The sequence below is a fragment of the Phycicoccus jejuensis genome, assembly GCF_000720925.1.
In the GTDB taxonomy this organism is placed as follows: Bacteria; Actinomycetota; Actinomycetes; order Actinomycetales; family Dermatophilaceae; genus Phycicoccus; species Phycicoccus jejuensis.
The window spans coordinates 302,087-314,627 of record NZ_JOEE01000008.1 but is presented as its reverse complement, the minus strand read 5'-3'; the positions used below and the strand labels follow the sequence as shown (position 1 = coordinate 314,627).

At 73.9% G+C, this 12,541-nt stretch carries 14 protein-coding genes, 1 tRNA gene and 1 pseudogene; 9 read left to right on the top strand and 7 right to left on the bottom strand.

Annotated elements, in window-relative coordinates; all coding sequences use genetic code 11:
- Window positions 1-195 precede the first annotated feature (195 nt).
- A complete protein-coding gene (locus IG69_RS23345; protein ID WP_483823625.1) occupies window positions 196-291 on the bottom strand; it encodes a hypothetical protein in 96 nt (31 codons plus the stop codon).
- A gap of 147 nt (window positions 292-438) precedes the next feature.
- A tRNA-Leu gene (locus IG69_RS0116310) sits at window positions 439-523 on the bottom strand.
- Window positions 524-637: 114 nt separating this feature from the next.
- Here IG69_RS0116310 and IG69_RS0116305 point away from each other — a divergent pair.
- A complete protein-coding gene (locus tag IG69_RS0116305) occupies window positions 638-1,960 on the top strand; it encodes a M20/M25/M40 family metallo-hydrolase (RefSeq protein ID WP_030529236.1) in 1,323 nt (440 codons plus the stop codon).
- Window positions 1,961-1,978: 18 nt separating this feature from the next.
- On the opposite strand, the gene IG69_RS0116300 is transcribed toward IG69_RS0116305, so the two are convergent.
- Window positions 1,979-2,176: a DUF5703 family protein gene (locus IG69_RS0116300; protein ID WP_242525646.1), complete on the bottom strand. Its 198-nt coding sequence runs from the start codon at window positions 2,174-2,176 to the stop codon at window positions 1,979-1,981.
- A gap of 37 nt (window positions 2,177-2,213) precedes the next feature.
- Between IG69_RS0116300 and IG69_RS0116295 the strand changes: the two genes are divergently transcribed.
- Window positions 2,214-2,534, top strand: coding sequence for a hypothetical protein (locus IG69_RS0116295; RefSeq protein ID WP_030529234.1), 321 nt, complete (start codon window positions 2,214-2,216; stop codon window positions 2,532-2,534).
- A 31-nt stretch (window positions 2,535-2,565) separates the two neighbouring features.
- On the opposite strand, the gene IG69_RS0116290 is transcribed toward IG69_RS0116295, so the two are convergent.
- From IG69_RS0116290 to IG69_RS23190, 3 genes and pseudogenes are all read right to left on the bottom strand, one after another.
- Window positions 2,566-3,510: an aldo/keto reductase gene (locus IG69_RS0116290; protein WP_030529233.1), complete on the bottom strand. Its 945-nt coding sequence runs from the start codon at window positions 3,508-3,510 to the stop codon at window positions 2,566-2,568.
- Window positions 3,511-3,520: 10 nt separating this feature from the next.
- Entirely contained in the window at window positions 3,521-3,772 is a 252-nt protein-coding gene (locus tag IG69_RS23195) for a hypothetical protein (protein ID WP_051750653.1), read from the bottom strand.
- Window positions 3,773-3,888: 116 nt separating this feature from the next.
- Window positions 3,889-3,948, bottom strand: a pseudogene (locus IG69_RS23190) (hypothetical protein); the annotation flags it as partial.
- 107 nt (window positions 3,949-4,055) lie between these two features.
- Between IG69_RS23190 and IG69_RS0116280 the strand changes: the two are divergent.
- From IG69_RS0116280 to IG69_RS0116260, 4 genes are all read left to right on the top strand, one after another.
- Window positions 4,056-5,057 carry a TIGR01777 family oxidoreductase gene (locus tag IG69_RS0116280; RefSeq protein WP_051750652.1) on the top strand — a complete coding sequence of 334 codons (1,002 nt, stop codon included), beginning with the start codon at window positions 4,056-4,058 and terminating at the stop codon, window positions 5,055-5,057.
- The gene (locus IG69_RS21230; RefSeq protein ID WP_051750651.1) at window positions 5,021-5,905 is read left to right on the top strand and encodes an alpha/beta fold hydrolase; all 885 of its coding nucleotides are present in this window, start codon (window positions 5,021-5,023) and stop codon (window positions 5,903-5,905) included. Before IG69_RS0116280 ends, IG69_RS21230 begins: the two co-directional genes overlap by 37 nt.
- A 1,639-nt stretch (window positions 5,906-7,544) precedes the next feature.
- Window positions 7,545-8,591 (top strand): LLM class F420-dependent oxidoreductase, encoded by a 1,047-nt coding sequence (locus IG69_RS0116265; RefSeq protein ID WP_030529229.1) that lies wholly within the window; start codon window positions 7,545-7,547, stop codon window positions 8,589-8,591.
- Window positions 8,592-8,637: 46 nt separating this feature from the next.
- On the top strand, window positions 8,638-9,501 hold the full coding sequence (locus IG69_RS0116260) for an undecaprenyl-diphosphate phosphatase (protein ID WP_030529228.1): 864 nt from the start codon (window positions 8,638-8,640) through the stop codon (window positions 9,499-9,501).
- 176 nt (window positions 9,502-9,677) lie between these two features.
- Here IG69_RS0116260 and corA read toward each other — a convergent pair whose 3' ends face one another.
- Window positions 9,678-10,655: a magnesium/cobalt transporter CorA gene (corA, locus tag IG69_RS0116255; RefSeq protein WP_030529227.1), complete on the bottom strand. Its 978-nt coding sequence runs from the start codon at window positions 10,653-10,655 to the stop codon at window positions 9,678-9,680.
- A 61-nt stretch (window positions 10,656-10,716) separates the two neighbouring features.
- Here corA and IG69_RS0116250 point away from each other — a divergent pair, with 61 nt between their 5' ends.
- The 3 genes from IG69_RS0116250 (at window position 10,717) to IG69_RS22540 (ending at window position 12,541) form a co-directional block, all read left to right on the top strand.
- Window positions 10,717-11,409 carry an MSMEG_4193 family putative phosphomutase gene (locus IG69_RS0116250; RefSeq protein WP_030529226.1) on the top strand — a complete coding sequence of 231 codons (693 nt, stop codon included), beginning with the start codon at window positions 10,717-10,719 and terminating at the stop codon, window positions 11,407-11,409.
- Window positions 11,410-11,522: 113 nt separating this feature from the next.
- Window positions 11,523-12,212, top strand: coding sequence for an energy-coupling factor ABC transporter permease (locus tag IG69_RS0116245; protein WP_030529225.1), 690 nt, complete (start codon window positions 11,523-11,525; stop codon window positions 12,210-12,212).
- Window positions 12,209-12,541, top strand: a complete 333-nt coding sequence (locus IG69_RS22540) for a PDGLE domain-containing protein (RefSeq protein WP_030529224.1) — start codon at window positions 12,209-12,211, stop codon at window positions 12,539-12,541. Before IG69_RS0116245 ends, IG69_RS22540 begins: the two co-directional genes overlap by 4 nt.

The window sequence follows — 12,541 nt, the reverse complement described above, 5'->3', positions numbered from 1 at the left end:
CCGGCAACGCACCGGCGCCGACCTCGGATCCGTTGCCACCGCCGAGTGGGTCGACTGGTTCAACCATCGCCGCCTGTACGAGTACTGCGGCGACATCCCACCGGCCGAGGCCGAGGACCACTACTACGCTCAAACAGCAGCCCAGCCGCCGGCCGAGCTGTCACGCAACTGAGTCTCCGGACTCGCCGGGGCGGTTCAGGCGTTGTGGAGCGCGGTGTCTGGGCCGGTGTACCGCGCGTGCCACCGGCCGGAGGGCAGCTTGCGGATCTGGCCGAAGCCTCGTCGTGCCATGAGTGTCTCCTCGTGTCGTTTCGTGTCGGTTGCGTGTCGGATGAGAGACCACTTCTGCGCATCCGTGCGTACTCGTGCACCTCTGCCCAGAAACGACGAATGGCCCGTGACCAGCGATTTCTCGCTGATCACGGACCATGCCGTTTGTGTCCGAGGGGGGACTTGAACCCCCATGCCCTATACGGGCACTAGCACCTCAAGCTAGCGCGTCTGCCAATTCCGCCACCCGGACGAGTGGTGTTCTTCGGGCCCGTGGGGAGGCCTTCCGACAGCGCGAAACATTACACGGTCACCGGCCCGGAACCGAAATCGCCCCTGCCGCGCCGAGGCTCCTAGGGTGGGGGACATGACCGACACGCTGCGCCCCGAGGACGAGGTCGTCCGGATCTGCCAGGAGCTGATCCGCATCGACACGAGCAACTACGGCGACGGGAGCGGTCCCGGTGAGGCCGAGGCGGCCGCCTACGTCGTCGAGCAGCTGCGCGAGGTCGGGCTCGACCCGCAGACCTACGAGTCCGAGCCCGGTCGGGTCACCGTGGCGGTCCGCATCCCGGGCGCCGACCGCGAGCGCGGCGCCCTGTGCGTCCACGGCCACCTCGACGTCGTGCCCGCGAACGCCGAGGACTGGTCCGTCGACCCGTTCGCGGGGGAGGAGCGCGACGGCTGCGTCTGGGGCCGCGGCGCCGTCGACATGAAGGACATGGACGCGATGATGCTGGCCTCGGTCCGCGACATCGCTCGCCGCGGCGTCATACCGCCGCGCGACCTCGTCGTCGTCTTCTTCGCCGACGAGGAGGCCGGGGGCGTGCAGGGCTCGCACTTCATGGTCGAGCAGCACCCCGAGGTCTTCGAGGGCGTCACGGAGGCGATCAGCGAGGTGGGCGGCTACAGCGTCACGGTCACCGACCGTGACGGGCAGGAGCGTCGCACGTACCTGCTGCAGACGGCCGAGAAGGGCATCGCCTGGCTGCGGCTCACCGCCACCGGGCGCGCCGGGCACGGGTCGGTGCCCAACGACGAGAACGCGATCGTGCGCCTGGCCGAGGCGATCGCCCGGATCGCGGCGCACAAGTGGCCGCGCGAGTACATCCCGTCGGTGCGCACGCTCCTCGACGGGCTGTCCGAGCTGACGGGCACCGGCTGGTCCGACGAGGACCTCGAGGACCTGCTCGAGCACCTCGGCGGCGCCCAGGGCTTCGTGCGCGGCACCCTCCAGGACACGAGCAACGTGACGATGCTCGACGCCGGGTACAAGCACAACGTCATCCCGCAGCACGCCTCGGCCAACGTCGACTGCCGCTTCCTGCCCGGGCACGAGGACCTGCTCATGGACACCCTGCGCGAGCTGGCCGGGGAGCACGTGCAGGTCGAGGTGCTCCACCGCGACATCGCCCTCGACGCGCCGTTCGACGCGCCGATCGTCGAGCGGATGGTCGACGCGCTGCGCACCGAGGACCCGGACGCCGAGGTGCTGCCGTACTGCCTCTCCGGGGGCACCGACAACAAGGCGCTGTCGCTGCTCGGCATCACCGGCTACGGGTTCGCCCCGCTGCGGCTGCCGGCCGACCTCGACTTCGCCCCGATGTTCCACGGGATCGACGAGCGCGTGCCCACGGACTCGCTGCGCTTCGGCACGCGCGTCCTCGGGCGCCTGCTCGAGACCTGCTGAGCCGCGCCCGCGGCGTCGTCAGACGGCGATGTCGTAGGTGCGGCGCGCGCGGATGATCTTCCGGCGCAGCCAGGTGCGGGTCAGCCCACCCACGTAGGTGCGGGTGGTCGCCAGCTCCCAGTGCCCGTACTCGGCGTGCTCGGTCAGGGCGCGGCGGATGTCGTTGCGCTTCACCTCGCGCCCGAAGCTCAGGACGAGGTACTCGTAGTCGGCCACCGACACATTCTGCGCCAGGACCGGTACGGTTCGGGACATGGCCTCGGACCCGCGCGCCGCGCTCGCCCACCTCGTGTCCGCTCTCGAGCGGCACCTGGAGGCCGCGAGCACCCGGCGCGGTGAGGACGACCCGACCGTCGTCGCCGCCTACGAGGACGTCGCCGACGCCTTCGAGGAGTACGACGGCGCCCTCTACGACGCCTACGGCGAGATGACGCCGCTCGACGTCTACGCCGGGGACGACGACGAGGACCTCGACGACCACGACGACGAGGACGGCGACCGCGCCCGGATCTACTCCGGTCTCGACGACGACGAGTTCGACGACGAGGACGACGACGACGAGAAGGACGACTGAGCCCTCGTCCGCACCGCCCGCGGGCCGCGGATCAGGCGTGCTCGGCCGAGACCTCGTCGAGGGCGTCGACGATCTGCTCCGGCAGGTCGAGGCCCTCGGAGGCCAGGAGCACGCTCAGCTGGCCCGGTGTGCGCGGCCCGACGACGGGCGCGGCGACTCCCGGCCGGTCACGGACCCACGCGAGCGCGACGACGGCCGGCGGGAGGCCGAGGCCGTCCGCCGCGGTGCGCACGGCGTCCACGACACCGCGGGTGTGGTCGCCGACGTGTCGTCCGGCGAACCGCGAGAACTCCTCCGAGGCCAGCCGCGAGTCGGCGCTCACCCCGGCGCGGTAGCGCCCGGTGAGGACCCCGCGGCCGAGCGGCGACCAGGGCAGGAGGCCGAACCCGAGCGAGGCCGCCGCGGCGACGAGCTCGCGCTCGGGACGTCGCTCGACGAGGGAGTACTCGACCGAGTCGACGGCCAGCGGGACGCCGGCGTCCTGGAGGAGCGACATCGTGCGGGCGGCCTGCCAGCCGACGTGGTTGGAGACGCCGACGTAGCGGGCCCGTCCGCTCTGCCAGGCGTGCACGAGGGCGTTGACGGTCTCCTCGAGCGGGGTCTCGTCGTCCCAGGTGTGCGCGAGCCAGACGTCGACGTGGTCGGTGCCCAGGCGGCGCAGCGACAGCTCGAGCTGGTGGAGCATCGTGCGGCGGGAGCAGTCGACGACCCGGTGGCCCGTGGACCGGCTGATGCCGGACTTGGTCACGAGGACGACCTCGTCGCGGTCCGGGCCCCGGAGGAGGTCACCGAGCAGCTCCTCGGCGGCGCCGCCCGCGTAGCCGTGGGCGGTGTCGACGAGGGTGCCGCCGGCCGACCGGAACGCCGTGAGGAGGTCCTTGGCGTCCTCCGCCGACGTGCGGGTGCCCCACGCCATCGTCCCCAGGCCGAGCCGCGAGACGGTGAGTCCGGTGGCTCCGAGGCGGCGCGTCTCCATGGCCGCGACCCTACCCGCGCGCGTCGACCGGCCTGCGCCACACCGAGACGTGGGCCTCGCTGTCCGCGGTGAAGGGGGAGCCCCGCCAGTCGGCGCTGCGCCGCTCGAGCTCCATCCCGGCGAGGCGCGCCATGAGGTCGCACTCGGACGGCCACACGTAGCGGAAGTGGTGCTCGCCGTTCCGGAACGAGCCGTCGGGCTCGCGCGTGTAGTGGTGCGAGGTGGCCTCCTGGGTCGCCGGGTCGTAGGTGTGGAACCCCACGTGGTCGGGCGAGACGTCGAACGGGACGGCCGTCTGGCCCGGGGGCAGCCGGCGCTCGCCATGTCACCGACGGTCACCGGGAGGCCGGGGAGCTTGTGGTGCAGGACGTCCACCATGGGCTCGGAGACCTCGATGCCGTGCACCTCGAGGCCCCGCTCGGCGAGAGGGATGGCCACCCGCCCGGTGCCGACGGCCAGCTCGAGGACGGGTCCGTCCTGCCCGGGTGCCCGCCACCGGGTTTGCCCTCGTGCGGACCGCGGGGCGCGCACCTATGCTCGGCCTCGTGAAGGTGGTCATCCCGGGGGGAACCGGTCAGGTCGGAGGCATCCTGCGCAGGGCGCTCGCGGCGACCGGGCACGAGGTCGTCGTGCTCAGCCGCAGCCCGCAGCAGCTCGAGGGCGGGGTGCGGCACGTCGTCTGGGACGGGCGGACGGTGGGGGAGTGGGCGCGTGAGCTCGACGGCGCCGACGCGGTGGTCAACCTCGCGGGTCGGACCGTCAGCTGTCGCTACACGGAGAAGAACCTGCGGCAGATGATGGACTCGCGCGTCGACTCGACGCGCGCCGTCGGCCGGGCCCTCGAGGCGGCCGCAGCGCCGCCGCCGGTCTGGCTGCAGATGAGCACCGCCACGATCTACGCCGACCGCCGCGACGGTGCGCACGACGAGGCGACCGGGGTCATCGGCGGGCACGAGCGGGGCGTCCCGGGCTACTGGGAGTACAGCGTGCGCATCGCGCGGGCGTGGGAGGCGGCGCAGCAGGAGGCCGACCTGCCGCACACCCGCCGGGTGGCCCTGCGCGCCGCGATGGTCATGAGCCCGGACCGGGGCGGGGTCTTCGACGTCATGTCGTGGATGGCCCGCCTGGGAGTCGGGGGACCGGTGGCCGGGGGAGGGCAGTACGTGTCGTGGATCCACGACGCCGACTTCGTCCGGGCGGTGCTCCTCCTCCTCGAACGTGACGACCTGGCCGGTCCGGTCAACCTCGCGGCCCCCGGCCCGGTGACCCAGCGCGACCTGATGCGCGGCCTGCGCCGGGCGTGGGGCGGGCGCCCGGGGCTGCCGGCCACCGCGTGGATGGCCGAGCTGGGCGCGCTGGCCCTGCGCACCGACACCGAGCTGCTCCTCAAGAGCCGTCGGGTCGTGCCCGGCCGGCTGCTCGAGGCCGGCTTCGAGTTCGAGCACCCGACCTGGGACGAGGCCGCGCGAGACCTGGCCGACCGCCGCCGGATGGTGGGATCGTCGTTGCCGTGGCGTGGGACGAGGGCTACCGCGAAGGCCGGCTGACGACGCCGGACGGGCGATCCGTGGCGTGGACCGAGTGGGGTGCGCCCGGTTCACCTCTGCTCCTGCGCGTGCCGGGGACCCCGGGGTCGCGCTGGAGCGTGCGCGCCGACACCGGACCGTGGCGCGAGCGCGGCCTGCGCGTCGTCACGACCGAGCGCCCCGGCCTGGGGGCCTCGACCCGACTGCCCGGCCGGGGCCTCGCCGAGCACGCCGACGACCTGGCCCGGGTGCTCGACCGGCTCGGCGTGGAGTCGGCGTTCGTCCTCGGGGCGAGCGGCGGGGCGGCGCACGAGCTGGCCTTCTGTGCCCGCCACCCGGACCGCGTCCGGGCGGCGACCGTCGTCAACGGCCTCGCCCCGCTCACGCCCGAGGAGGCGGACGCGACCATCCCGATGAACCGCGAGAGCCATCGCCTCGTGGCGGCCGGGGACCGGACGGGCCTCGAGCAGCTCCTGGGCGCCGCGCGCGACGCGCTCGTCGCCGACCCGCTCGCGGCGTTCACCGCAGTCATGGAGACCGCTCCGGCCGCGGACGTCGCCACCCTCCAGGACCCTGGGTGGAGCGCCGCCTTCACCCGCGCGGTCACCGAGGCGCTCGGCGCCGGCCCCGACGGCTGGGTCGACGAGGTGGTCGCCCTGCTCTCCCCGTGGGACCTCGATCCGGGACAGGTGTCGACGTCGCTCACGTGGTTCCAGGCGGTCGAGGACCGCAACGTCCCGACGGAGGCGGCACGTCGTCTCGTCGCGGTGCTCCCGCACGCGAGGCTCGTGGAGTGGCACGACGCGGGGCACCTCGCCGGGTACCACCGCGAGCCCGAGATGCTGGACGAGCTCCTGGCCAGGGGCTGACCGGTCAGAAGGGCGGCGCTTCGCCGGGGTCGTGACGGCGCTCGGCGACTGTGCGGCGGCAGGTCGACCGGGGGCCACCCCGACGAGTGGTGCAGCTCGACCCGGCAGCCGTCGCGTGGTCGCCCGGCCAGGGCGGCGGACTCGAGCCGGTGCTCGAGCGCCGAGTGCGGGCCGTCGGGGACGGCCAGACGGGGTGCGGCCGTCGAGGATGGCGCCGGAGCCTCCTCTTCGGTCCGCCGCAGGACGAGCCCGGGCGGGTCGGGTGGTCGCGTGGTCCGGGTGCGACCGGCCGGGTCGAGCCACGTGAGCTCGCCGTCGGCCGAGAGCGTCACGCGCCACCCCGGACGCTGCTTGACGCGGTGGTGTCGACGGCAGAGGCAGACGAGGTTGGCGGCGTCGGTGGGACCGGCCGGCCAGGGACGGACGTGGTCGACGTCGCAGAACCGCGCCGAGACGGGGCAGCCGGGGAAGCGGCAGTGCCGGTCCCGGTCCCGGACGAACGCGGCGAGGCGGGCGCCGGGGCGGTAGGCGGCCGTGGCGAGCCATCCGGCCTCGACGAGCACCGGATCGGGGCCGCCGGGGCCGACGACCTCGACGAGCGCGTCGGCCGGGAGGTCCGCGACGGCCGCGGACGCCATGACGACCCGGACCTCGACCGAGGCGTGGGCGACGACGAGGTCGGTCAGCGCCTTGGCCCGGGCCCGGTCGATCGTGGCGCAGGTGCCGTCGGCCACGTAGCGCTGCGCGAGGTCGTCGACGGCGGCCCAGGCCGGGCACGCCTCCTCGGAGGGGAAGGTGCCGAGCCAGGTGTCGACCCCGGGCTCGTCGGCCCAGCGCCGCAGCGAGGAGGCCGCACGCTCGCGGACCGCTCGCTGCCGGAGCAGGTTGGGGGAGAGGCGGGCGAGGACGCGACGGACCCTGCGCCGCAGCCGGCTCGCGTCCTCCCGCTCGAACCACGGTGCGACGGCGTCGACGACCGTGCGGGCGACGTCGGCCGGTGCCTCCTCGAGCTCCCCGCCACGACGTGGGCGCGGTGGGCGTCCAGCGCGCCGGAGGCCATCGCCCTGTGCAACCCGCCCAGCCCGGTGCACGACGGGCTGCCCTCCGGTCCGTCGGCGGCCCGGCGGACGGCGTCACGGACCCGCGACTCGGCGGCCTGCGGCGACAGGTGGAGGACGCCGCTGACCACGGCGGGTGCGTCGAGGGAGACGTGCCCGGGCGCCCGGTGCCTCTCGACGAGCTCGCCGTCGTCGAGCACCATCGGCTCGAGGGCGGCGAGGCGCACGAGCACCTCGTCCTCGCGCGCGGTGGCGACGTCGACGAGCGAGCGCAGGGCGCCGAGCGCCTCCGCCCACTCCGCGCTCGACCCCGACGAGGCGGCGAGCGGACCGACCGCCGTGCGCGTCTCCCTGGCGCTGAGCACGGCATCCAGCATGTCCTGTGGCGCGGCTGTGGTGGGCATCCGGCTCCCCCTCCCCTCGTGCCCCCATCCTACCGGCGGGCACCGACAGGCCCTCTCGTTCTCCACAGCCCGATCGGGGCTCACCGCAGCCTTTTTCGCACCACAGGACCCACCTGACGCAGGGCGTCAGCGCCGTCGGACCCACCGCGCCCGCGCGGGTGGGGCTAGCCTGCGGTCATGCGTCTGGGACTGGCCGGCGGGTACGCCGGGATGGGCATGGGTGAGGACCTCCTCGACCTCGTGCAGGAGGCCGACCGGCTCGGCTACGCGTCCGTGTGGGTGGCCGAGGCCTACGGGTCCGACAGCCCGACGGTCCTCGCGTGGCTCGCCGCCCAGACCGAGCGGATCGGGCTGGGTGCGGGCGTCATGCAGATCCCGGCCCGCACGCCCGCGATGACGGCGATGACCGCGGCGACCCTCGACACCCTCTCCGGGGGGCGTTTCCTCCTCGGCCTCGGGGTGTCCGGGCCGCAGGTGAGCGAGGGCTGGCACGGGGTGCGCTTCGCCGACCCGCTCGGTCGCACCCGCGAGTACGTCTCCATCGTCCGGTCGGCGCTGCGCCGCGAGGCCGTCAGCCACGACGGCGAGCACTTCACGCTGCCGCTGCCCGACGGCGCCGGCAAGGCCCTCCGCCTGACGATCCACCCGCCGCGGCAGGACCTGCCCGTCTACCTCGCCGCCGTCGGCCCCCGGAACCTGCGCCTCGCCGGCGAGGTCGCCGACGGGTGGCTCGCCGTCTTCCTCTCGCCGGAGCACTCGGCCGACCAGTTCGCGGCCGTGCGCGAGGGGCGCGAGAAGGCCGGCCGGGGCACGCCCGAGGACCCGATGGCCGGCTTCGACACCGTCGCGTCCGTCCCCGTCGTCGTCACCGACGACCTCGAGGCCGCCCGCGCCGCCGTCGCCCCGTACACCGCGCTGTACATCGGGGGGATGGGCAGCCGGGAGCAGAACTTCTACAACCGGCTGGCCCGCCGGATGGGGTTCGACGAGGCCGCCGACACCATCCAGGACCTCTACCTCGCCGGCCGTCCCCGCGACGCCGCCGACGCCGTGCCGATGGAGCTCGCCGACGCGACGGCCCTCCTCGGCCCGCCGGAGCGGATCGCGGAGCGCGTCGGCCGGTACGCCGACGCGGGGGTGACGACCCTCTCGGTGGCGCCGTACGCGCGCACCACCGAGGAGCGGCTCGCCGTCCTGCGGCTGATGGCGGACGTCGTCCGCTGAGCGCGGCGTTTGGGCGATGACGGGGCGCGCCCCCTAGTCTCGTCGGGTGCCCGTCGAGCTCTCCTACTTCCAGGCCGTCGTCCTCGGCGTCGTCGAGGGACTCACCGAGTTCCTGCCGATCTCGTCGACCGGACACCTCACGATCGCCGAGCACCTGCTGGGGCTCCCCGTCGACGCCAACGCAGTGACGGCGTACACGGCCATCATCCAGATCGGCGCGATCGCCGCGACGTTCCTCTACTTCGCGCGCAAGATCGGCCGCCTGTTCATGGCGTGGGTGAACGGCCTGCGCGACACCAGAGCCCGCGAGGCGCGCGACTACCGGCTCGCGTGGGTCGTCATCGTCGGGTCGATCCCGGTCGGCCTCGTCGGCTTCGCCCTCAAGGACGTCATCTCGGGACCGCTGCGCAGCCTGTGGGTCGTCGCGGCCGCCCTCGTGCTGTGGAGCGCGGTCATCTGGTGGGCCGAGTCACGCCACGACGCGCTCGAGGCGGCCGGCACCCAGCGCGACGAGACGCAGCTGACGCTCAAGGACGGCCTCGTCATCGGCCTCGTCCAGTGCTTCAGCCTCATCCCCGGCGTCTCCCGCTCGGGCGCGACGATCTCCGCCGGGCTCGCCCGCGGCATCAACCGCGTCACGGCGACCGAGCTGTCGTTCTTCATGGCCATCCCGGCCCTCACCGCCGCCGGCCTCTTCGAGCTCGTCGACGCGTGGGACGACCTCAAGGTCCTCGGCGCCGGCCAGATGCTCGTCGGCATCGTCGTCGCGTTCGTCACCGCCTACGCCTCGATCGCGTGGCTGCTCAAGTTCGTCGCGAGCAACTCGCTGCGCCCGTTCGTCTGGTACCGCGTGGCCCTCGGCCTCGTGCTCGCCGGCGCCCTCGCGGCGGGCCTCATCAGCGCGACCTGACCGGCCCCTCGCGCCCGCGCCGTCACTGGGGTGACGCGGATGTTGGCGCGGGACGCGGATGTATCCGCGTCCTCCGTGAGCTTCCGCGTCGTCACCGTGACGGCGCGGAAGTTCACGCCGATCGCGATGTCCGTTGACACGGCCGGGCGGGGCCTGCGACGGGCGCACGCCCGGGGTCAGAGCCAGCCGGCGCGCTTGAAGAGGCGGAAGAGCGTCGTGCACCCGAGCGCCATGACGCCGAGCACGGCGAAGTAGCCGTAGTGCCAGCGCAGCTCGGGCATGTTGTCGAAGTTCATCCCGTAGATGCCGGCGATCATCGTCGGGAGCGCGGCGATGGCGACCCAGGCCGAGATGCGGCGCATGTCGTCGTTCTGCTGTACCGACACCTGGGCCAGGTGCGCCGAGAGGATGCCCGACAGCAGGTCGTCGTAGGACTCGACGTGGTCGAGCACCGACTGCAGGTGGTCCGAGACGTCGCGCAGCTGCAGGCGCAGCTCGCCCTCGGGCACGGGGCTGCGCGGCGAGTGGTGGAGCATCTTCAAGGGCTCGGCCAGGGGCAGGACCGCGCGCCGGAACTCCAGCACCTCGCGCTTGAGCCGGTAGATGACCGCCGTGTCGGTGCGGGCGTCGGAGAAGACGGCCGTCTCGATCTCGTCGAGGTCGGTCTGCACCTCGGCGTCGATCTCGACGTAGCCGTCGACGACCCGGTCGAGCACGCCGTGCAGCACGGCCAGAGGGCCGGCGCGCAGCAGCTCGGGGTCGGCCTCGAGGTGGGCCCGGATGCCGGTCAGCGGGGTCAGCTCGCCCCGGCGGACGGTGACGACGAAGTAGTCGCCGACGAAGACCATCACCTCGCCGGTCTCGATGTCGGAGGTGCGGTCGATGTAGCGCAGCGGCTTGAGGACGACGAAGACGCTGTCGTCGTAGAGCTCGACCTTCGCGCGCTGGCGCCCCTTGACCGCGTCCTCGACGGCGAGCGGGTGCAGCTGGAGCTCGACGTTGACGTCGTCGAACTCCTCCTGCGTCGGGTCCTTGAGCCCGATCCACAGGAACGAGGTGGGGTCGCCCGAGGCACGCAGGCCCTCGAGCTCGTCGGACAGGTCCCCGCAGGTGCGGCGGTGCCCGTCCTCGTAGATGGCGCGGTCGACGATCACGGTGGCCATTGTGGGTGACGCGTGGGCCGAGCACGGGGTGCGACGCCTACAGTTCACTCTCGTGGCGATCGTCCTCCTCCTGCGGCACGGGCACTCGACGGCGAACGCCGAGGGGGTGCTCGCCGGCTGGACCGAGGGCGTGGGCCTGACCGACACCGGTCGCGGGCAGGCCGCCCGGGTGGCCGAGCGGCTCGCGCCGCTCACCGTCGTGCGGGCCGTCAGCAGCCCCCTCCAGCGGTGCCGCGAGACCGCCGCCGTCGCCGTGCCGGAGCTCGAGGTCGACACGGACGAGCGCCTCGGCGAGTGCCACTACGGCTCGTGGACGGGGCGGAAGCTCGCCGACGCCGCGAAGGACCCGCTGTGGCGCACCATCCAGGACGACCCCGCCGCGGCGACCTTCCCGCCGTCGGAGGAGCACGCGGGGGAGTCGCTCGGACAGATGGCCGAGCGCGTCGTCGGCGCCGTCCGCGCCCTCGACGCCGAGGTCGAGGCCGAGCACGGGAAGGCCGCCGTGTGGCTGGCCGTCAGCCACGGCGACCCCATCAAGGCGGTGCTCGCCGAGGCGGTCGGGGCGGGCATCGGCGGGCTGCAGCGGGTGCGGGTCGACCCCGGCTCGGTCAGCGCCGTCCACGTGACACCGACCCGGATGGTCCTGCTCACGAGCAACACCCACGGTGGCGACCTCGCGGGGCTCGTCGCGATGCCGACCCAGCACGCCGCCGGCGACTCGACGGTGGGCGGGGGAGCGGGCTGACCGGTCGGAGGGGTTCGCGGTCCCGGCGTTGATCGACCGTCACTCCTGCGAATAGTGTGCAGGAGTTGTTGCACACTGTTCGCAACAACAACCGTCGACAGCCGGAGGTCACCATGCACGTCCCCGACGGGTTCCTCGACGCACCGACCTCCGTCGCCACCGGCGTCGTGGCCGCGGGCGTCGTCGGGGCCTCCCTCGTGCGCGCCTCCCGGCGCGAGCTCGACGAGCGCACCGCGCCGTTGGCCGGCCTCGTCGCCGTCTTCGTGTTCGCCGCCCAGATGGTCAACTTCCCGGTCGGGGCCGGCACCTCCGGGCACCTGCTCGGGGCGGCGCTCGCCGCGGTGCTCGTCGGCCCGGCGACCGCGACGCTCTGCCTCGCCGTCGTCCTCGCGGTGCAGGCCTTCCTCTTCGCCGACGGCGGCGTCACGGCGCTCGGCACGAACGTCGTCCTCATGGGCGTCGTCGGCGTCTGGGTCGGCTACGCGGTCGCCCGCGGCGTGCTGGCCCTGCTGCCCAGGCGCCTCGCGAGCATCCCCGTCGCGGCCTCCGCCGGCGCGTTCGTCAGCGTGCCCGTCGCCGCGCTCACCTTCACCGGCCTCTACGCCGTCGGCGGAGCAGCGCCGATCCCGCTCGGCACGCTCGCCGCGACGATGGTCGGCTGGCACGTCCTCATCGGGCTCGGCGAGGCGGCCATCACCTTCCTCGCGGTCACGAGCATCGTCGCCGCCCGTCCCGACCTCGTCCACGTCGCACGCGGGCGGATGCCCGCGCTCGAGCTGCGCACCCCGGAGCCCGTCGCATGAGCACCGCCACCGACACCCCGCGCGTCAGCACCCGTCGTCTCGTCGTCGTCGGGCTGGCCGTCTGCCTCGTCATCGCCGGCGTCGTCTCCTTCTACGCCTCCAGCCACCCGGACGGCCTCGAGCACGTCGCGACCACCCTCGGCTTCGAGGGCGTCGCCCGCGACTCGGCCGCGGCGGGGTCGCCCCTGGCCGACTACGGGGTCAAGGGGGTCGGCGACGCCCGGCTCTCCGGCGGCCTCGCCGGTGTCATCGGCGCGGTCGTCACCGGCCTGGTGATGTTCGGCCTCGTGCTGCTCGTGCGTCGCCGCGGCCACCGGACCCACGACTGA